This is a genomic window from Legionella jamestowniensis (genome assembly GCF_001467745.1).
In the GTDB taxonomy this organism is placed as follows: Bacteria; Pseudomonadota; Gammaproteobacteria; order Legionellales; family Legionellaceae; genus Tatlockia; species Tatlockia jamestowniensis.
Genome location: NZ_LNYG01000008.1, coordinates 180,001 through 199,823 on the forward strand (window position 1 = coordinate 180,001; position 19,823 = coordinate 199,823).

A 19,823-nucleotide genomic window follows, 5' to 3' on the forward strand; every position below is an offset into this window, starting at 1 on the left:
CTGCAATGGAAAGAGCGTTGGTTCAAGGGGTGAGCTGCGATGATGTATTTTTTCTCATAGAGCAATTCCGTCAAAAGGATCAAGACACTCCTATTGTATTAATGGGCTATGTAAACCCGATTGAACAATACGGTTATGAACGTTTTGCCAGAAAGGCAAAAGAAACAGGTGTTGATGGCACAATTATGGTTGATTTACCGCCAGAGGAAAGTGAATTAATTGCTTCCCTGTGGCAGAAAAATGATTTGTATAGCATCTATCTTTGCTCCCCTACCACTTCTGATGAACGGATGGAGTTAATCAATACTTATGGTAAAGGTTATCTCTATTATGTTTCCTTGAAAGGGGTGACAGGATCCGATGATTTTGATTTAGAGCAGGTAAGGGAACGATACCAACAGCGGAAAGTTCAAACCGATTTGCCTCTTATGGTAGGCTTTGGTATTAAAACTCCTGCAATGGCAGCTAAAGTGGCAGAATTTGCGGATGGTGTAATTGTCGGTGCAGCATTAATTAATACTATTTATGAAGCTTTCAAGGCCGATCATAATGCTTGTGCTGCAGGTGCTTCTCTAATTACTGAGATGCGGCAAATGATTGATAAACATGAGTGAAAACATGAGTAACGTTAGTGAAAAAAGAACCCATTTCATCAGGCAATTAATTACTGAAGAATTAGCAAGTGGTAAACATCAAGAGATTATTACCCGTTTTCCACCGGAGCCGAATGGTTATTTACATATTGGTCATGCCAAATCAATTTGCTTGAATTTTGGCTTGGCTGAAGAGTTTAAGGGGAAATGTAACCTGCGATTTGATGATACGAACCCTATCAAAGAAGAGCAGGAATTTGTAGATGCCATTATTGATGATGTGAAATGGTTGGGGTTTAGCTGGGATGAGTTGACTCATTCCTCTGACTATTACCAGGAACTTCATGATTATGCGGTTTATTTGATTAAACAAGGTAAAGCTTACGTAGATAGTCTGACTATTGAGGAAATACGTGCCCATCGAGGGACGCTTCTTGAGCCAGGACGTGAAAGTCCTTATCGCAATCGAAGTATTGAAGAAAATTTGCAGCTATTTGAGCGTATGAAAGCGGGTGAGTTTGCTAATGGAGAGCACGTGTTGCGTGCTAAAATAGATATGCAATCCGGGAACGTTAACATGCGCGATCCCGTCATTTATCGCATACGACATGCTTCACATCAACGCACAGGTGATAAGTGGTGTATTTATCCCATGTACGATTACGCACACCCAGTTTCCGATGCTCTGGAAAAAATAACCCATTCCTTATGTACACTGGAGTTTCAAGATCATCGTCCTTTATATGATTGGTTTATTAATAACTTGCCAGTTCCAGCTAAACCTGTGCAAACTGAATTTGCCCGCCTAAATTTATCGCATACAGTCACATCAAAGCGAAAATTACGCGACTTGGTGGAGAAAAAGATTGTTACCGGCTGGGATGACCCTAGGTTGCCGACTTTACGCGGTATGCGTAAACGCGGCTATCCACCAGAAGCCATTAAACAATTTTGCGAGATTATAGGAATTTCACGTAGTGATTCTGTAATAGATATGTCCATTCTTGAAGAGGCTGTGCGTAATGAGTTGAATAAGACAGCAAAACGCGCGCTTTGCGTGCTGGACCCGCTAAAGGTAGTCATCGAGAACTACCCTCATGATCAAGTGGAGCAATTAGAAGGTAAATTCAATCCACAAAACCCCGAATCAGCAACGCGCATTTTACCATTCAGTCGCGAGATTTATATCGAGCGTAGTGATTTTATGGAAAACCCACCGAAGGATTATTTCCGTTTGGCTCCCGGTACAGAAGTCCGTTTAAGGCAGGCTTATGTGATTCGTTGTGTTGATGTGGTTCGTGATGCTGAAGGTAATATTACTGAGTTACGTTGTACTTACGACGAGAATACCCTGGGGAAAAATCCTGTTGATAGAAAAGTGAAAGGCGTTATTCATTGGGTATCTTGTAAGGAGGCACATCCAGTAACCATTTTACAGTACGATAGACTATTTACGGATCCTAATCCGGCACGCGAAGAGGATTTTCTGCAGTTCCTAAATACGAATTCTTTAGAAGCGAAGCAGGGGTTATGCGAACCTTCTTTAGCAACGCAACCACTTGGTGAAGTCTTTCAATTTGAACGCCTGGGCTACTATTGTGTGAATAAGATTGAAAACGGTAAAGTAAGTTGTTTTCATCGAGTCGTAGGTCTTAAAGATACTTGGGGAAAAATAAGCTAAAGGGGCTGTAATGTTACATCTTTATAATTCTTTAACACGAACCAAAGAACCATTTAAATCAATACATCCTGGTAAAATTGCCATGTATGTCTGTGGTATCACGGTTTATGATCGTTGTCACTTAGGGCATGCCCGTTCCATGGTTTGCTTTGACGTCATCGTGCGCTACTTGCGTTCACAAGGTTATAAAGTAACTTACGTTCGTAATATCACCGATATTGACGATAAAATTATTTCCCGGGCCAATGAGCGTGGTATTTCTATCGAAGAATTAACCTCGCACTATATCAAAGCTATGCATGATGATACCAAGGCTTTAAATATTTTGCCGCCAGACATAGAGCCTAGGGCAACAGCCCATATCGAGTCGATTACAAAGCTAATACAGCGGTTAATTGATAACGGCTATGCCTATGTCAGTGAAAATGGCGATGTTTGCTATCAGGTAGAAAATTTTAAGGGCTACGGTAAATTATCCCACAAAGATCTGGAAGGATTAATGGCGGGAGCTCGTGTTGAGGTGGTCAAAGAAAAGCGATCGCCTCTGGACTTTGTCTTATGGAAAATGGCAAAGCCAGGAGAACCTAGCTGGCCTTCACCCTGGGGTGAAGGACGTCCCGGATGGCACATTGAATGTTCTGCTATGGCAATGCATGAATTGGGCGAACAATTTGATATTCACGGTGGCGGGCTGGATTTGCAATTTCCTCATCATGAAAATGAAATTGCCCAAAGTGAGGCCGCCAGTGGTAAAACTTTTGCTAATTACTGGATGCATGTAGGGATGCTACAAGTCAACAATGAGAAGATGGCAAAATCAGTAGGTAATTTTTTTACCATTGAAGAGGTGCTTCAACAGTATAATGCCGAGATTATTCGTTATTTTCTGTTGAGCAGTCATTATCGCAGTGCATTAAATTATTCGGAAGAAAATTTATTAAACGCCGGTAAAGCGTTGATGAGATTGTATCAATCGTTAAAAGATGTGCCTGGTGCAAATAATGAAATTGATGAATATTGGGTTCAACAGTTCAATCAAGCCATGGATGATGATTTTAATACGCCAGTTGCGTTAGCTGTTCTATTTCAATTAAGTCATGAAATTAATAAAACTAACTCCCCAAAACTAGCAGGTACATTAAAGTATTTAGCGTCACTTCTTGGCTTGTTACAAAGTTCACCCGACGCCTTTTTGCAAGCAGGGCTTAATGATCATGAAAGAGATAAAATTGAACAGTTAATCCAGGAAAGACTTCAAGCAAGAACAGCTAAAAATTGGACTCGTGCTGATGAGATTCGTACTTTGTTAACCAATCAAGGGATTGAACTGGAGGATGGTCCTAATGGGACTACCTGGCGTCGACGTGCTGAATAAAATTACAAGGGTGATTGGAATATAGCTCTTTATTGCCCATTAAAGTGCTAAAGTCAGCACTTACCCTGAAATGTATCAAGGTGCTAAGCAATCTAATTGATGACCAATGGAGTGCACCATTTTTTGGCGCTGGGTTTCAGCAAAAAAGGCACTGCCAGTCGTTAGATATTTGGCGATTATAACCAGAAGGCCGATGCCTGTGGCTGCGATGGCGATATTGGCTAAAATAGGTTTCCATAAGCTACGGTGAGTATGCATTTCCTGATAACCTGACTCAAGGGCAATTTTAAATTCCTCCCTAATCGTTTGGAGCTGAGCATTACTATCGCTGTTTTTAGCCGCGATAAATTGTATAGCTAACCCTTCAAATTTTTCCGCAAGTTTTATTGCCTTTTGTCCTTCAAGATAATCAAGGCTTTCTGACTCCTTTCCTTCCTGTAAAGTACTGCCATGATGTTTTAATTGCTTAATTTGCCGATGAAACTCAACCAAAGAAGCAAGCTGCATGTTCTTAATTCGTACTAAGGGAATTTCAGACAGCACTACTAAAACAGTTTGCAGCGCTTCAATATGTATCAGGTTAACTTCAGTCGCAGTGTCAATTTTTTGAATTAAAAGGTAAACCAAATGATGTAAATAAAAGTTGTTGTGTTGATGAATATAACCGATGGTGTCAAACCAATCATCTTTGGGTAGTGCCTCTAAAAGATCAATAAATTGTGTTGGTCCCATAAGCTCATAAATTTTTTTCTTTTGTGTTTTTTCAAAGAGTTCAAGAATTGCTGATAACCGCTCCTCTTTAGGCAGTACTTCTAAAGCAGGTTTTAACATAACTAAACCTGCACTTTTTTCTAGCAAACTAGAACCATTTGGTGGCCTGCATTTTAGCGCAGCAAATCGATCTTCTTCAGGGAGAAGCTTCAGAAGAACAAGACTTTCTGCTGTGGCTAAAGACTGTAAAAAATTTTTACCCATTTTATTTTCTTGAAGCATTATCGAAAGGCGATCTTTCTTAGGAAATAAATTAAAAGTAGCTATCAAAGAGGCTAATGACCAACCGTCTGGGTTGAAAAAAGGAGTGCCTTCGCTATCTTTCATTTGAATAATCTCAAGGCGATTATTTTCTGAAAAAGATAATAAAAAATCAGCGAATAGATTAGGATTATGAATATAGGACACGTACCTGATTTTGCTGATAAACCAATAAAAAACGGTAAAGTCTTCGCATTCCCGACGAAGAAGGGAAAGACGAGCGTTTTCAGGTAGTAAGGATAAAATTTTTAATAAGTCATCAGAATTGTTTGCAACATTAAATAAGTTATCATTTTTATAAGTAAATACCTCTAGCCGACTTTCCTCGGGAAATATATCCAAAAGATCAGTTACCTGCTGCAGTTTAAGTCGCTCGATAACAGCCGAATTCTTGTTATCTTTACTATTAATGGCCTCCAACCTATCTTTTTCAGGCAGAAGTTTTAAAAGTCCTTTTAGAGTCCCTGTATCAACTCGATGCAAAAGGGTATCTCCCGCGTTATTTTTGTCAAGAATGACGGAAATACGCTTATTTTCAGGCAGTAATTCAAGTATCGTTAAGAGTGAGGCTGTACGATAACAAGCAGATTGTGCGAGATTGTCTCCGCGCGCATTTTTTATAGAAACGATTTCAAAACGCTCATTTTCAGGTACAGTTTCCAAACGGCGAGTTACATCTGAGGGGTAGTCAATTTCTTCTTCCAGCAGACAACGCGCTCTAAAAGTATTCAGAGATTTTTCAGCAGATTTCCAGACGGATAAAATAATCTCACAAGCTTTTTCGTCCTGATAGATGTTCCACAAGAGAGGAGTGTCCTCTTTAGAGAGTAAATGGAAATCTGTAAGTTGTCGTGGTTCTGAGATGGCAAGTAAAGACTCGAGTAAGTCGTAATTTTTAAGCTCTACTGCATAACTCAGGGCCGGAATAATACCAACTTTGTTTACATTATTCTTGATTGCTTCAACTAAAGCGTCCAACTGTTCTTTACTCAGGATGCCTGTTTTAAGCATTTCCAATAGTTTGATTGGAAACGTAGGCTTGCATTTAATTTGGGCAAATTTTAATAAGGAGTCATAATAACTGGGAGGAAAAGCAATCAATAGATCCAGGTAGTTAAATTCATCACTTATTTCAAGACGGCTTAATTGGGTACATAAATAATTGGCAGGTAAATTATTGGTGGAATCATTCCCTGTGAGAGGTAGCGAATTTTTTTCATATTGATTTTTAATGGCATCAATTTCTTCTTGAGAAAGATTCGGTTTAGTATTTAGTACTGAAAGGTTAACAGGATTGTCTAGAATCTCTCGTAATCGGCTTGCCCCTGTTTCGACACAATCTTCTTGATTGAGATCATCTAAAATTTCATTAAGAGTAAGATTATAAGATGTTTTCAAAGCCATGAAAGAGGCTTTAATGGGTGACGGGAAAGAGTTCAAATGGGAAAGAAAATCAGTATAGGCCACTTGGGCTTTCGTGCTGGCGTAGACATCCCCAGTAAAGCGTTCCCCACCCAGTGTTAACTCCTGAATTAAATGCTTTATTGCTTCGTAAAGTGACTGACCTTGATTATTGACGGTCAACAATTGCGTGTAGAGAGTTTGTAAGGAGGGGTTATGCTGATATAGTTTCTCTATCAAAGTTGATTTTTTATTCTGCAGTGTCTTCAATAAAGCTTGGTGGTGTACAAAGTTAAATTCAGCAAGTTCATTGATATCAAAAAGCCAGTTTTCAGCCATGATAAATTGTGTAAGACGTTTCATGTCAGGCGCTTCAGTCAACTCAGCAAATGGCTTTGCGCAAAGTTCAATGGATGCATGTTTTGAAGCAGCTATTAGTTGCTCACTGGTTGAATTGGGCGGTAAATCCAGATAAAACTCAGGATTGATTAAACTGGCACTGTCTGAAAGTAATAATTCAAACATTTCCCCTAGCGTTTTGGGTTTAAACAAACGCTCTGCAATTTGCCAGTAAAGGGTATTACAAGAACCTAAGGGGAGGGCAAAAAAGCTAAGACAGGTATTTTCATTACGTTTAGCACGTTCTTTGCATCGAGTTTTAAAGGCGTCTTCAAATTGGTCAGTTTTGTGTGCTAATAATTCACGCAGCGCTTCTAATTCATCCATTAATTCTTGATTAACAATCTGCGCTTTAAGACTTGCATAATCATGGGGGACAATGTTATCCATTAGTAAAGGCTCGATTTCTTTTAAAAGACTATCTAGGAATTCTTTGTCTTCAGGCGACATGACAGACTCACTCTAATGGCGCATTAGTGGCTACAAATTGTACATATGGTGCCTTTATTTTTCCATGGGTATAATTACCCATTTGTTTGAATTAGCTAGCATAAACGCTATGGCGTTGGCCTGATGGTAAAAAATATCTTTATTTTATTTCTCCCCAAGTTCTGATAAAAAAATATCAACTTTAATCTATAAATCTTAATAGTTTCATCTATACTGGGATTGTAACTGAACAAAAATTTAGCATTTTGGCAGTAATAAAACGAATGCGAAGGAGAGCGTTATGAAAAGAATAGTCTCAATTTTATTAGCAACATTTGGGGTCACGATGTTTGCAAATGCTAACGTAAATTCACTTAATCAAGATTCTCAACAACGAAGTTCCTCAGTAAATCAGGAGCAGGGAACGCTTAGAATTGCAAGTAGCGATGCCGGAACGACAACGGATACTACTTCGACCGATGAGAGCAGTCCAGCAGTAACCTCGACGGAAGATAGCCACCCTATGAGTGATCCATTTGATACAAGCCTCACTACGGATAGCCCTCTTACCGTTAATCATGAAGATATGTCAACTGCGACTGGTTCAACTTCTGTAGATGACGATACCAGCACGGTGGATCAAGGCACTACTACGGGTATGCCAACATCTACACCCAGTGATACCACTCCGGCTACAACTCCAGATAGTACTACTACCACACCAGGAACTATAGACAGTACTACTCCAAGCACTGATCCAACCACCCCAAGTGCAATACCTGCTGATGGAAATACTACGCCAACGGAACCCAGTACTACCGATACTACCCCAAGTACTGATACAACCACAGATACAGGTACAACCAATTCTGGTATTGGCACAAGTGGTACAACTACGGACGACAGCGATAACGATACAGGAACTACAACCAATACCTTAAGTAACTAAATTCACGACCTTGATGAAAAAAATAATAAAAAATATCAAGGTCACTATTATCTTTTGGGCTAGATAAGAATACATGTTGCCCAGGAGTCTACAAAGTCGGAAGCAATCATTTCATTGCTTCCTGCTTCTTGAAAGCCTTCCTCTAAATCCATTTCCTTCGTTTTAGTTCCCGGTACTGTAAAAGAACAGGTTAGTGAGTTTTTATAGGGAAACAAATTGTAATACTGATTAACCTGTTTGGTCTCAACCAGACCACAAGCAGGATCATAAATAATCCATGTCCCGTCTTCCCAAATATCACGAACAATAATGGCATGATCACACTGATTATAATTTTTTACACCTAACAAAGTAATTTTTGATTTTAATTTGCTCGCATAATTAACTGTATTGGCTTTTGAAAGCTCTGCAAGTGTTTTTTTATCAGAATAAAAATTATATAAGGCTAAGGTTTGAGCAATTGCAGAAACGCCGGTGCCTGCCCTTAGTTTTTTAAAGAATCCTTGTGAAGCAGAGTACGGAAGGGACTGTTGTTCCTTCTCCATTAAAGCAGCAATAAAAGTGCGTTGATTTGCCCCTACGTCAGCGGGGTGTGGTTTATACCCTTGTTTAAACTGTTGACTAGCTAGCCGCAGATAGGATTCCTCAATGGTTTGGCAGTTAGAGATTAGGCTCATCACTGTTGCGATGCACGCTATACCACATGAGCAGTGTTTATCTTGAATATAAATTAAATGTGATTTACCACGAGAGTCAAAGAAAACTTCAAAAGACATTGGCAGTATTAAGGTATTAACAATATGGAAAGTTTAACAGTGGCACATTAAGTGAACATTAAATACAAATAGCAATCAAAGAGAAATCAATGTAAGCATTTCTGAATGAGCAATAGAATTTGGTAAATGAAGATTTTTGAACTAAGGTTAAAAATAGGAGGTGGACAGAGGAAGTGTAATGAAAGATCCATTAATGGCATTAGAGGAATCTTTGGCTTACATGTTTGAGCTGCAAACGACGAGAAACACAGGAAAATATATCCATCCATCCGTACAAAAACTTAAACAAGCATTGGAAAATTATAAAAACGGTCCTTCTCTCTCGTTACGGGAATTAACTGCAGCTGTAAAACAAGCACTCCCCATTATTGAAAATTATGTTGATGGGTATGTCGTTAAGTTAAAAATGGAAGCACTTGCCCAGGCTAATGGTTCATATATTACCTGGGATTTACCAAGCACAAGAGGCAGGGGGTACCCGTATTTTCAATTTACAATTTTTACCCCTCGGCCCAGAAATGATTTTATTTCCTGGATCTCAGCTAGAGCAGGTATTGAGTTTGCTTCTCTTGGACCTGAAAAGCAAGTTGCTATAATACTAGATCAGATAAAAGAAATTGAGTTTATGACAAAGCTAGCTGAATATTTGCTAAAAAAACCCTATTTTCTTTGTAATCTGACCTTAACATCCCCAGATGTCTTCATGAAGATAATAAGTACTCGCCTTGGATTTCAATTGGAAAATCGGGATGTTGCAAAAGCAATTGTTTATCACTGTGATGCTATGATTGATGGAATTGAAGACTCTTTAGAAGGGATAAATGACTATTTTGACGTGTTGAACCTGCACTTGGCATGGACACTACGTTCTATTGATAAATTACTAAATGATCCTTTTTCCAAAACTGAGTTGGAAAAAAAAGAAATTTTTCAAAATTATCATGACCTAACAAACCGTCACGCTAGTCAGCCTCAGTATTTGCGGTAAATTGCACCTTAGTGTTGGCTAGTTACCCGCAGAATCTCCGCCAAAGAAGTATCACCTGCTAAAACCCTTTTAAAACCATCTTCACGGATGGTAGGGACATTTGGTCGCAAGTAATTATCAATAACTTGTAAATTTTCATTTCGATGAATCATGCCCCGAAGGGTTTCATCCATAGGAATTAACTCATAAATCCCTGTTCGACCCCGATATCCTGAATTATTACACAGTTCACATCCTCTAGGTTCACAAACTTTGGACATGTCTGAATCAGGTGAGAGGCGCATTAATTCGATTTCATCGTCGCGCAAATGATGTGGTTTTTTACAATGTGGACACAATTTACGGACGAGCCGCTGAGCAATTAATCCTACAATACTTGATGCTAATAAAAAGGATTCTACGCCCATGTCATGCAAGCGAGTGATAGCACCAAGAGCGCTATTAGTATGTAAAGTAGAAAGTACTAAATGTCCTGTTAGACTTGCCTGGACAGCAATTTCTGCTGTTTCTAAATCACGAATTTCTCCGATCATCACGACGTCTGGATCCTGACGTAAAATAGCTCGTAGCCCTTTGGCAAAAGTCATTTGCACCTTGGTATTTACTTGCGTTTGACCTACGCCAGGTAAATCATATTCAATAGGGTCTTCAATGGTTAAGATATTACGGCTAACTTCATTGAGCTCAGTCAGCATCGCATAAAGGGAGGTTGTTTTACCGGAGCCTGTCGGTCCTGTGACCAAAATAATTCCATGAGGTTCGGCAATCATTTTTCGCATGGCCTTTAAGGTGGACTGCGGCATCCCTAAAAGGCTTAAATCTAGTTGGGCTGCTTGCTTATCCAGAATGCGAAGGACGATACGCTCCCCATGGTTAGAGGGTAGTGTAGAAACACGCACGTCAATATTATGGCCTCCGATGCGCAACGCAATGCGTCCGTCTTGAGGAATGCGCTTTTCCGCAATATCCAATTTTGCCATTACTTTGACACGAGAAATCACTAAAGGGGCAATTGCCCGTTGAATTTCCAAAACCTCATTTAAAACACCATCAATCCGGTTACGCACAAGAACGCGGTTTTCATAAGTTTCAATATGTATATCAGAGGCCTTTTGCTTAATGGCTTGTGTAAATAAAGCGTTCAATAGTCGAATAATCGGTGCATCATCTTGGTTGTCCAGTAAATCTTCACTCACTGGTAATTGGTCGGCAAGTAATGATAAATCCATATCTTCTTCCATGATTTCGGCAGCATCGAAAACCGAGGATTGAGATTGGTAAATTTGTGCTAAATGCTGTTGGAACTCTGACTCATTGACTTCAGCGAATGTCAGTTCACATTGAAGCAAGCGTTTTACTTCAGCCAAAATAGGCAATGAAGGATTCGCAAGATGATAAACAACGATTGCGCCATTGTCTTGCAAGCTTGCAATAACCCTTTGTGTTTTAGCAAAGGCATAAGGAAGGCGTTTTAGTTTTTCCTGATTTTCCATACTTATTTGGTCATGAGGATGCGTTGTTTAGGTTGTTGTTTAAGTATAACAGTTTGTTGGGTAGATTGACTAAAAGGCCTCGGCAATGCTGCTTGGTTCATGGACGGTAGCAAGATATCATTGTTTTCAGGGTTATAAGGCTGTTCCCGTAAAAACTCTAATTGTTCTTGTCGAACATCTTTATATTTGCCACTTGATACAAACAGTGCATCATTACGACTTCTGAGTATGCAAGGCTTGATAAATACCATTAATACGCGCTTTTCACGGCTTTGAATATTATGCTGAAAAAGACGTCCCACTCCTGGCAAATCACCGATGATAGGAAGGCGGTTGTCATCATTTCCAATGCTATCTTGTGTTAAACCACCCAATACAACAATATCCCCGCTCTCTACATGGACAGAGGTAACAATACTTGAGATTTTAAAAACCGGATTATCGGTGTTTAATGTCGAGGAGGGGTCAATCGTATCATTGCCTTGATCAATTTGTAATTGAATGCCATTACCTTGGGTAATTTGTGGTCTTACATACAAATGCAGCGCCACATTAACACGATCAAAGGTGGTATATGGACTGGCTACCGTTGTACCGCCTGCATTATTAGGATAGCTTGTTGAAGCGACAGACACTTGTCGGCCTACAAGAATTTTAGCTTGTCGATTATCCAGTACTACCACCGAAGGCGTAGAAAGGATATTGGCCTTCCGATCGCGTGCCAATGCATAAATTTGAGCTTGAAAATCATCAATTCTGGTTTGTGAATTAATAATGGCAAAACCGGGTCTAAAATCAGCAGGATCGCCAGTTTGCCGATCACTTCCCCATTCTATCCCTAAGCTATTCAGATCATTTTCATCTATCTCGGCGACTAAGGCTTCAATCAGCAATTGGGCGGGTTTAATATCCAATTGACGAATGACTGATTTTAATGTGCGAATCAAACTGACTGGTGCATTCAGAATAATGGAGTTTGTGTTTGGTTCAGCAATAATTTGTACAGTGGGTTTGGTTGTTCCTTCAGTCTGTGTTGCGGCACCTGTAGTATTAGGCGTTGCAGCCGGATTAGTGGCAGCAGGCGGTGTTGTTTGTGCAGGCGTTTGATTACCACTGGAGGAGTTGCTTACAAGATTTGAAGCAGGATTGGTACTATCTAATTCAGGACGGGTGATTGTGCCAATAGTCGTTCCTACGTTGCCACTAAAATTCGCTTGGGCAATGCCTGCTAAAATGGGGACTAAATCTTCCGCCCTTAGGTAATTTAAATACACAACCTGGGTATTACCGTCTGTACCATAAGTGCTTCGGCGATCTAATTTTGCAATCAATAAACGTAATCGAATCCTGTCTGTCCTGCTCCCGCTTAATAATATGGCATTGCTGCGATCATCGGCAGCAATCATTGTTTGAGCGTGACTGCTAAGACCTGGTTGTGTTTTTATTAAATCCTTTAATGTGCTGGCCACATCCATCGCCAGGGCATGTTTTAAAGGAATCATATCAATGCCGTTAGCAGAAGAACTATCAACCTGCCTAATAATCCTTACCAATTGTTTAATATTGCTGGCACGGCCGGATAAAATAAGCATATTGGAAGGTGCATAAGCAGAAACACTACTCCATTGCGGCATTAATGGCCGTAAGACAGGGACAAGTTGTTCGGAAGGCACATAATGCACTGGTACTACGGCTACCATCATTTCATCGCCTTGAGGAGGGCTTTTTAACAAGCTTAATCCATAAGGCGACTGAGTTTTAGCATCAATATTGGGGACGATTTTAATTACATCCCCACTGGGTATAGCTGCATAACCTGAAATTTGCAGCATGGACAAGAATACTTGATACAGTTCTTTATCAGAAATCGGTGTACTTGAAACGATTGATATTTTTCCTTGGACACGTGGGTCAACAATAAAATTTCTACCCGTTACGCGCGAGACCTCCGCTATTACCGCACGGATGTCTGCATTACGTAAGTTCCACAATTTTTTGGCAGGAGGGTTTATCTCCTCTTCTTCGCCACTGTCATTGACAATAGTAACTGGAGATGCGATTGCTGGAGGTTTATTATTGGTAGCACTCGTATTTAATAGCGTTGTTTTACTTTGTGTTTCTTCAATTATTTTTTTTTGCAGTTCTTGAGCCAATTTTAAATCGTGAACAGGTCCGACTTTAACAACATAATTATTTGAGTTCGTGGGCTGTTCAATCGCTATGGGTTGTTTTAATGCGGAAGACAATTTAAATTTAAGCTGCAATGCATTGTTTTGATGTGCAAACCCTGTCACCTGAAGCATATAAGCCGATTGACCATCAATAGTAATCGACTTGATATGAACTTCTGTTGCACAAGTGACTGTCAAACAAAACAAAATCAGTATAGCAACTGCAATCTTTCGCATTAAACAACCATAAAATAATTGATAACACCATCATAACTAAATTTGAGAGGATACAATAGGTTTTTAGGAGAATTAGGGACAATTTTAATTGTGTTAAAGAGAGAATTTAAACTTATATTAGAAGGGGGCTTAAGGTTGAGATACGCACCTGGGTTTCATTTTATTACACCCACGCTTTTATTTAATGGTGGCTATGGGTGGACTCGAACCACCGACCTCAGCATTATGAGTGCCGCGCTCTAACCGGCTGAGCTACATAGCCACAAGAGGCCGTGATTTTGTCTCTTTAAGCGTTTGATGTCAATACCAAAAAGTGAATATTTTAACTTCTTTTAGATTACTCTACAAAAAATGTTCCATAAAAAATGTCATCCTATGGTTGAACTTTCGTTTGCAGAAGATCCTTCATGCGGCTTTACACCGCATTCAGGAGAGATAAGTGAAGGTAAATTGACTAAACGATAAGCAAATAAAGAGCACCAGGACCACGAAGAACCTGTACTAACAATTGCTTGTTTTGTTGCTGAGCAATCGTTTGTAGCGCCCTTACACTAGGTGTAGTTTGTTTATTTGCAGAAATAATGATGTCTCCGGGTCTTAATCCTGCTCGCCAGCCAGCACTGTTCTCAGCGGCACCAGAAACTTGAACACCTACGATGTGACCATGCAACGGAGAATCTTGTTCGAAGTTTTTCAAAGCAAGTCCATACAAGAAAGGATTGCTGGCTTGTAAATGCTGCTCGTGCTTTTTAACGTCAGTAACAACGGCGCTTAAGCTCATTTCTTTTCCATCACGCTGGATAGTAAGCTTTGCTTCACTACCAACACGTAATAAGCCAATGGTTGCTTTGACCTGAGTCGCCTGAGTTATCTTGGTATCATTAATTCTTGTAATGATATCACCAGGCTTAAGGCCTGCTTTTTCAGCAGGGGAGTCCTGATTGACCTGGGCAATAACTGCACCTTGAAAATCTTCGGGATAGCCCATAGCTTGAGCTAACTCAGGAGTAAGATGTTGCACAAAAATTCCCATTAACCCACGATGGATGGTACCAAATTTAATCAATTGCTGAGCAACGTCTTTGGCCATATTGATAGGAATGGCAAATCCGATGCCCACGTTACCACCATAGGGTGAGATAATGGCTGTGTTAATGCCAATTAATTCACCTTTGCTGTTTACCAGCGCGCCCCCTGAATTCCCTGGATTAATGGCCGCATCCGTTTGAATAAAGTTCTCTAAACCTTCGATATTTAAATCACTGCGTTTGGTTGCACTAATAATTCCAAAAGTAGCTGTTTGACTATTACCAAAGCTATTCAGTCCAAAGGGATTTCCAATGGCGACTACAAAATCACCTACTTCTGCGTTGTCAGAATTGCCTATGGGTAAGCTTTTGAGGTTTTTCGCATCAATTTTAAGCACGGCAATATCAGTATCACTGTCACCTCCAATTAACTTGGCTTTTAATCGACGTCCGTCATTTAAAGTAACAGTAATTAAAGATGCATTACGAATCACATGGTCATTGGTAATGATAACGCCACTTTGCGGGTCAACAATCACACCAGAACCAATGCTTTGAAATTTTCTTGGTTTTTCAGGAAGTTGTTGGGGGGTAGGCGTTTCCTGGTTGTCTTCATTGTCTTCAGACGTAGGGGGCATACTCGGCAGATAACCTTGTACAGCAACGTTCACAATAGCTGGCATAGCATTTTTTAAGACAGGAGCCCAGGTAGCCAACGGTTTTGCTTCTTCTGCCAATACGTTAAAAGAAAGAAGGGTAAGCAATATTGTTGTAATCGCTAAACGAATTTTATTAGTCATATCATTTATTCCGATTTGTTTTATTAAACCAAATAAGCGTAGCCATTCTACCTGTTTGTGACTCTCTGCGATAGGAATAAAAGTCATTTTTTTGCTCAAATGTGCATAATTCTGACTGATAAACGGCCAAAACGCCCGAATTGTTTAATACTTGTTCTGCAAGCTTGGGTAAATTGGCATGCCATTTACTACCTTGGGGTCGAAAGTATTGTAAAGAATCAGGATAGTGATGTTGGAAGATTTGTAACACCTCATGGCCTACTTCAAAACAGGATTGACAGATAGCTGGACCAATCCAAGCCATTAACCTTGAAGGGGAACTTTGCATTTTGTGAATCGTATTTTCAATGACTCCATTGACTAATCCACGCCATCCTGCATGCACCGCTGCAACTTCATCTCCTTCCAGGTTACAGAGTAAAATGGGTAGGCAATCTGCGGTTAGAATAGCCAGTGGCTGGGAGGGTAATCGTGTAATTGCTGCATCTGCCTTTCGATTAGACTCTTCTTCGACATGGACACAAAAATTACTATGAGTTTGTTCAAGCCAGGCTGGTTCAAGAGTAAGGTTGCAATCGTTTATTAGTTGTTGACGATTTAAAATGACATCATCGCTATTGTCACCAACATGTAGCGCCAAATTGTTTTGATGAAAGGGAGGCTTACTAAATCCACGGTCCCTCAAAGTAGTGAAGGCATTTACATTGCCTGGCGCGGGCCAATTAGCATAAATTTTATTCAAAATGAGTGTCCAATGCTTGTAAAAGGAATTGAAAATCATCCGGTAAAGGCGCTTCAAATGTCAATTCTTCCTTCGTTTCAGGATGAATAAACGATAGACGGGCGGCATGCAAGGCTTGTCGTTGGAATTGTCTAAATTTTTCCCTTAAGTCCTCAGTGGCTTGAGCGGGAAAACGCATCCTCCCGCCATAAAGGGGATCACCAACTACAGGATGATTAATATAAGCCATATGTACACGGATTTGATGGGTGCGACCTGTTAGAAGCTCTACATCAAGAAGGGTATAATCCTGATATTGCTTTCGAATGGAATAGAGAGTAATTGCTTCACGTCCTTGTGCGCAAACCGCCATTTTTAGGCGATTTTTAGGATGCCGGCCATAAAACGTATGAATTTCCCCTCCAGAAATCAAATGACCTTGTACTAAGGTAATATAGCAGCGATGGATTTCACGGGCCTGCATTTGCCGAATAAGACTAGTATGCGTACTTAAGGTTTTGGCAACAACCAATAGTCCTGTCGTCTCTTTGTCTAAACGATGAATTATACCTGCACGAGGCAAATTTGCCAGCTGGGGGGCATGATGGAGAAGTGCATTAACCAGTGTATGTTCGCGATTGCCAGCGCCAGGATGAACCACCAAACCCGCAGGTTTGTTAAGTACTAACAGGTGTTCATCTTCATGTACTATAGCGAGGGGGATATCTTCAGGTATGGAAACAACTTGTTGAACATGCGTAGAAAAATCAACCTGCATCACTATTTCGTCACCATCCATGACTTTCTCTTTCGGCTTGCAGGTTCGTCGATTCAAGGTAATGGCGCCTTGTTTTAACCAACTACTCAACTGGGAGCGAGAGTAATCGGGAAACAGCTGCGCCAACACGACATCAATTCGTTGTCCGTGAAATTCACGAGGAACAACAATATGTTGAGCAAGGATTTCACTCATGCAGAAACCAATTCATCTGCTTGAGTTATTCTACCCCGTAACGAATTGGGCAGTGCTTCGCTAATATGGACATTAATAAATTGACCAATTAACGTAGCTGGGCCATCAAAGTTTACGACGCGATTGCATTCGGTTCGACCAGCTAATTGCTGTGTATTCTTTTTGGAATTGCCAGTTACCAAAATACGTTGAATACTGCCTACCATTGATTGACTATAATTGGAGGCTTGCATGAGCAAACGATTTTGCAGTATTTGCAGACGTTGTTTTTTTACTTCCATTGGCGTTTCATCAGCCAGATTGGCCGCTGGTGTTCCTGGGCGAGGGCTGTAAATAAAACTAAAAGAAGTATCAAATCCTATGTCGTGGACTAAATCCATTGTTGCTTTGAAATCGTCATCCGTTTCGCCAGGAAAACCCACAATAATATCAGTTGATAAGCGAATATCAGGGCGGACTTTACGAAGCTTACGAATTTTGGATTTAAATTCCATGGCAGTGTAACCGCGTTTCATCATGCTAAGAATCTTGTCTGAGCCACTTTGAACAGGAAGATGTAAATGATTGGCAAGTTCCGGCACTTCCGCATAAGCATTAATTAAATTATCCGAAAAAGCTAGCGGATGAGAAGTGGTAAAACGAATTCGGCCAATGCCATCAATTGCGGCAAGATAATGGATTAATAACGCTAAATCAGCAGTATCTCCATTTTCCATACGTCCGCGGTAATCATTAACATTTTGCCCTAAAAGATTTATCTCCCGTACCCCCTGTGCTGCCAGCTGAAAGCACTCAGCAAGAACATCATCGAAGGGCCTGCTAATTTCTTCACCTCGCGTATAAGGGACAACACAGTAACTACAATATTTGCTGCAGCCCTCCATGATAGACACAAAAGCGACAGGACCCTCTGCACGAGGGGCAGGGAGGTGGTCAAATTTCTCAATTTCCGGGAAGCTGATGTCTACCACGGCTTTTTTAGTGTTTAAGCGCTCATTTAACAGTGTCGGTAAGCGATGCAAGGTTTGTGGGCCAAAGACTAAGTCAACAAAAGGGGCTCGTTTAATAATGTCAGCCCCTTCCTGGCTGGCGACACAACCACCTACGCCTATAACAACATGAGGGTTTTTTTGCTTATACTCACGCCACTGTCCCAATTGTGAAAAAACTTTTTCCTGCGCCTTTTCACGGATAGAACAGGTATTTAATAAAATAACGTCGGCTTCTTCGACATTATCTGTTTTTTCTAGGCCGTGAGAATGAAAAAGTACCTCTGCCATTTTTGATGAATCATATTCATTCATCTGGCAACCATTCGTTTTAATATAAAGTTTTTTTGTCATATTTAAATCTACTTTTAACTCTTGAGCGATTCATTTATTTGCCATACAGACTGACAATAAGTTTCTTTAACCCGGGGCAAAATTAATAATGAAATAAAAATGCCAACAGGTAGTAAAGCTAATGCCACATGATAAGCTTCCAAAGGATAAACACGAACTTTATCGATTACTTTCCCTTGCCACATCCTGTCAAGAATAAAGCCTATCGCAGGTTGAGCCAAGGCGATTCCAACCATGTTCATCATATTCATAAAACTTAATCCGGTTGCTACATAGCGCTTACTACATAGCTCCTTTGCTACTGCAAACGCAGGAAGAAAGCCTGCAGAAAAAATACCAAAGCTAAATAATAAAAGTTGCATTACCCAACCCGCTTCAATATTAACATAAATAAACAGTAAACTTGTTATTAATGCTCCAATAGAGCCAATATACATAGGAGGCTTTCTTCGCCCTATACGGTTCGAAAATAACCCCCATAAAGGACTTGCTATTGCCCAGCCCACAAAAACAAGAGAAATATAGTTGGCCGCAGTTGCTTTTGCGAGGTTCATTTTAAACATTAAAAACGGTACACCCCACAAGCCACAGAATACGGGAGTTGCCATATACATCAATCCACCATAAATAGCGACCAACCATAGTTGGCGATTTTTTACAATGGTTAGAAAACTGGGAAGCAAGGGTTCTTCTTCAATAGAGTGATTTTGATTTTTTTTATGCGGTGAATCCTTAACTACCAATAAAATTAGGACAGCTAGAACTAAGCCAACAGTCCCCATAATAATCATGCTTTCACGCCATCCGTAGTTATCGACCAGAAGCGCTAAAGGGGCTTCACCACCGATGGCTCCAAGCATTCCAATGGTGACCATCATTCCGGTTAGCAAGGCAAAGCGTTGTGCGGGAAACCAATTGGCAGCCAGCTTCATTGCACCTACTGCTGCAAAGGCAGAACCAAAACCAATCATAAGACGGGCTGTACAGGCCATAAAAAAATTACTGGTTAATCCAAAGGCAATAGTGCTAATCGCGCAAATAGCAGTCGCTATAGTTAACAAGCGTTGAGGACCAAAATGGTCCATTAAAACCCCGCCAGGTAGTTGCATGGCTGCATAGGAATAAAAATAAATACCCGATAAAATCCCCAAAGTTTGACTCGTCACGGCAAAATCGCGCATTAATTCATTGCTCATGACACTGGGGGATACTTGCAGCAAACACTCATAGAAATAAAACAGGCAACCCAAGCCCCACACTACCCAAGGTAATACAGTTTTTAAGGGGGAATGAGAGGGTAATGTGCTGCTGTAATCCATCGACTTTTTTACTCCTGTCCACGTTGTTGAACTATAATTATTACAACTCAATGAGTCATACAATAGGCAAAATTGAAAATATTATCACCCTGACTACTAATTGTCTATTCTGTAT

At 40.3% G+C, this 19,823-nt stretch carries 14 protein-coding genes and 1 tRNA gene; 5 read left to right on the top strand and 10 right to left on the bottom strand.

Annotated features, from left to right (window positions below; translation table 11 throughout):
- From trpA to cysS, 3 genes are all read left to right on the top strand, one after another.
- Positions 1-614, top strand: a 614-nt coding sequence (trpA, locus tag Ljam_RS02825) for a tryptophan synthase subunit alpha (RefSeq protein ID WP_058448618.1), incomplete at its 5' end; no start/stop codon positions are given.
- A 4-nt stretch (positions 615-618) separates the two neighbouring features.
- Positions 619-2,274 carry a glutamine--tRNA ligase/YqeY domain fusion protein gene (locus Ljam_RS02830; RefSeq protein WP_058448679.1) on the top strand — a complete coding sequence of 552 codons (1,656 nt, stop codon included), beginning with the start codon at positions 619-621 and terminating at the stop codon, positions 2,272-2,274.
- 10 nt (positions 2,275-2,284) lie between these two features.
- Positions 2,285-3,649, top strand: coding sequence for a cysteine--tRNA ligase (gene cysS, locus Ljam_RS02835; protein WP_058448619.1), 1,365 nt, complete (start codon positions 2,285-2,287; stop codon positions 3,647-3,649).
- Between the two features lie 75 nt (positions 3,650-3,724).
- Here cysS and Ljam_RS02840 read toward each other — a convergent pair whose 3' ends face one another.
- Positions 3,725-6,931, bottom strand: a complete 3,207-nt coding sequence (locus Ljam_RS02840) for a hypothetical protein (protein WP_058448620.1) — start codon at positions 6,929-6,931, stop codon at positions 3,725-3,727.
- Positions 6,932-7,211: 280 nt separating this feature from the next.
- Here Ljam_RS02840 and Ljam_RS02845 point away from each other — a divergent pair, with 280 nt between their 5' ends.
- Positions 7,212-7,859 (top strand): hypothetical protein, encoded by a 648-nt coding sequence (locus Ljam_RS02845; RefSeq protein ID WP_058448621.1) that lies wholly within the window; start codon positions 7,212-7,214, stop codon positions 7,857-7,859.
- A gap of 59 nt (positions 7,860-7,918) precedes the next feature.
- Here Ljam_RS02845 and Ljam_RS02850 read toward each other — a convergent pair whose 3' ends face one another.
- On the bottom strand, positions 7,919-8,635 hold the full coding sequence (locus Ljam_RS02850; protein WP_058448622.1) for a hypothetical protein: 717 nt from the start codon (positions 8,633-8,635) through the stop codon (positions 7,919-7,921).
- A 178-nt stretch (positions 8,636-8,813) separates the two neighbouring features.
- Between Ljam_RS02850 and Ljam_RS02855 the strand changes: the two genes are divergently transcribed.
- Positions 8,814-9,623, top strand: a complete 810-nt coding sequence (locus Ljam_RS02855) for a hypothetical protein (protein ID WP_058448623.1) — start codon at positions 8,814-8,816, stop codon at positions 9,621-9,623.
- An 8-nt stretch (positions 9,624-9,631) separates the two neighbouring features.
- Here Ljam_RS02855 and lspE read toward each other — a convergent pair whose 3' ends face one another.
- The 8 genes from lspE to Ljam_RS02895 form a co-directional block, all read right to left on the bottom strand.
- On the bottom strand, positions 9,632-11,116 hold the full coding sequence (gene lspE, locus Ljam_RS02860) for a GspE family T2SS ATPase variant LspE (protein ID WP_058448624.1): 1,485 nt from the start codon (positions 11,114-11,116) through the stop codon (positions 9,632-9,634).
- A 2-nt stretch (positions 11,117-11,118) separates the two neighbouring features.
- Positions 11,119-13,524: a GspD family T2SS secretin variant LspD gene (lspD, locus tag Ljam_RS02865; protein ID WP_058448625.1), complete on the bottom strand. Its 2,406-nt coding sequence runs from the start codon at positions 13,522-13,524 to the stop codon at positions 11,119-11,121.
- A 185-nt stretch (positions 13,525-13,709) separates the two neighbouring features.
- A tRNA-Met gene (locus tag Ljam_RS02870) sits at positions 13,710-13,786 on the bottom strand.
- Positions 13,787-13,978: 192 nt separating this feature from the next.
- A complete protein-coding gene (locus tag Ljam_RS02875) occupies positions 13,979-15,352 on the bottom strand; it encodes a Do family serine endopeptidase (RefSeq protein ID WP_058448626.1) in 1,374 nt (457 codons plus the stop codon).
- Position 15,353: 1 nt separating this feature from the next.
- Positions 15,354-16,094, bottom strand: a complete 741-nt coding sequence (gene pgeF, locus Ljam_RS02880) for a peptidoglycan editing factor PgeF (protein WP_177203747.1) — start codon at positions 16,092-16,094, stop codon at positions 15,354-15,356.
- On the bottom strand, positions 16,087-17,046 hold the full coding sequence (gene rluD / locus Ljam_RS02885) for a 23S rRNA pseudouridine(1911/1915/1917) synthase RluD (protein ID WP_058448628.1): 960 nt from the start codon (positions 17,044-17,046) through the stop codon (positions 16,087-16,089). Before rluD ends, pgeF begins: the two co-directional genes overlap by 8 nt.
- Positions 17,043-18,389, bottom strand: coding sequence for a tRNA (N6-isopentenyl adenosine(37)-C2)-methylthiotransferase MiaB (gene miaB / locus Ljam_RS02890; RefSeq protein WP_058448629.1), 1,347 nt, complete (start codon positions 18,387-18,389; stop codon positions 17,043-17,045). The genes rluD and miaB overlap by 4 nt, the downstream gene beginning before the upstream one ends.
- 14 nt (positions 18,390-18,403) lie before the next feature.
- On the bottom strand, positions 18,404-19,708 hold the full coding sequence (locus tag Ljam_RS02895; protein WP_058448630.1) for an MFS transporter: 1,305 nt from the start codon (positions 19,706-19,708) through the stop codon (positions 18,404-18,406).
- Between the last annotated feature and the right edge of the window lie 115 nt (positions 19,709-19,823).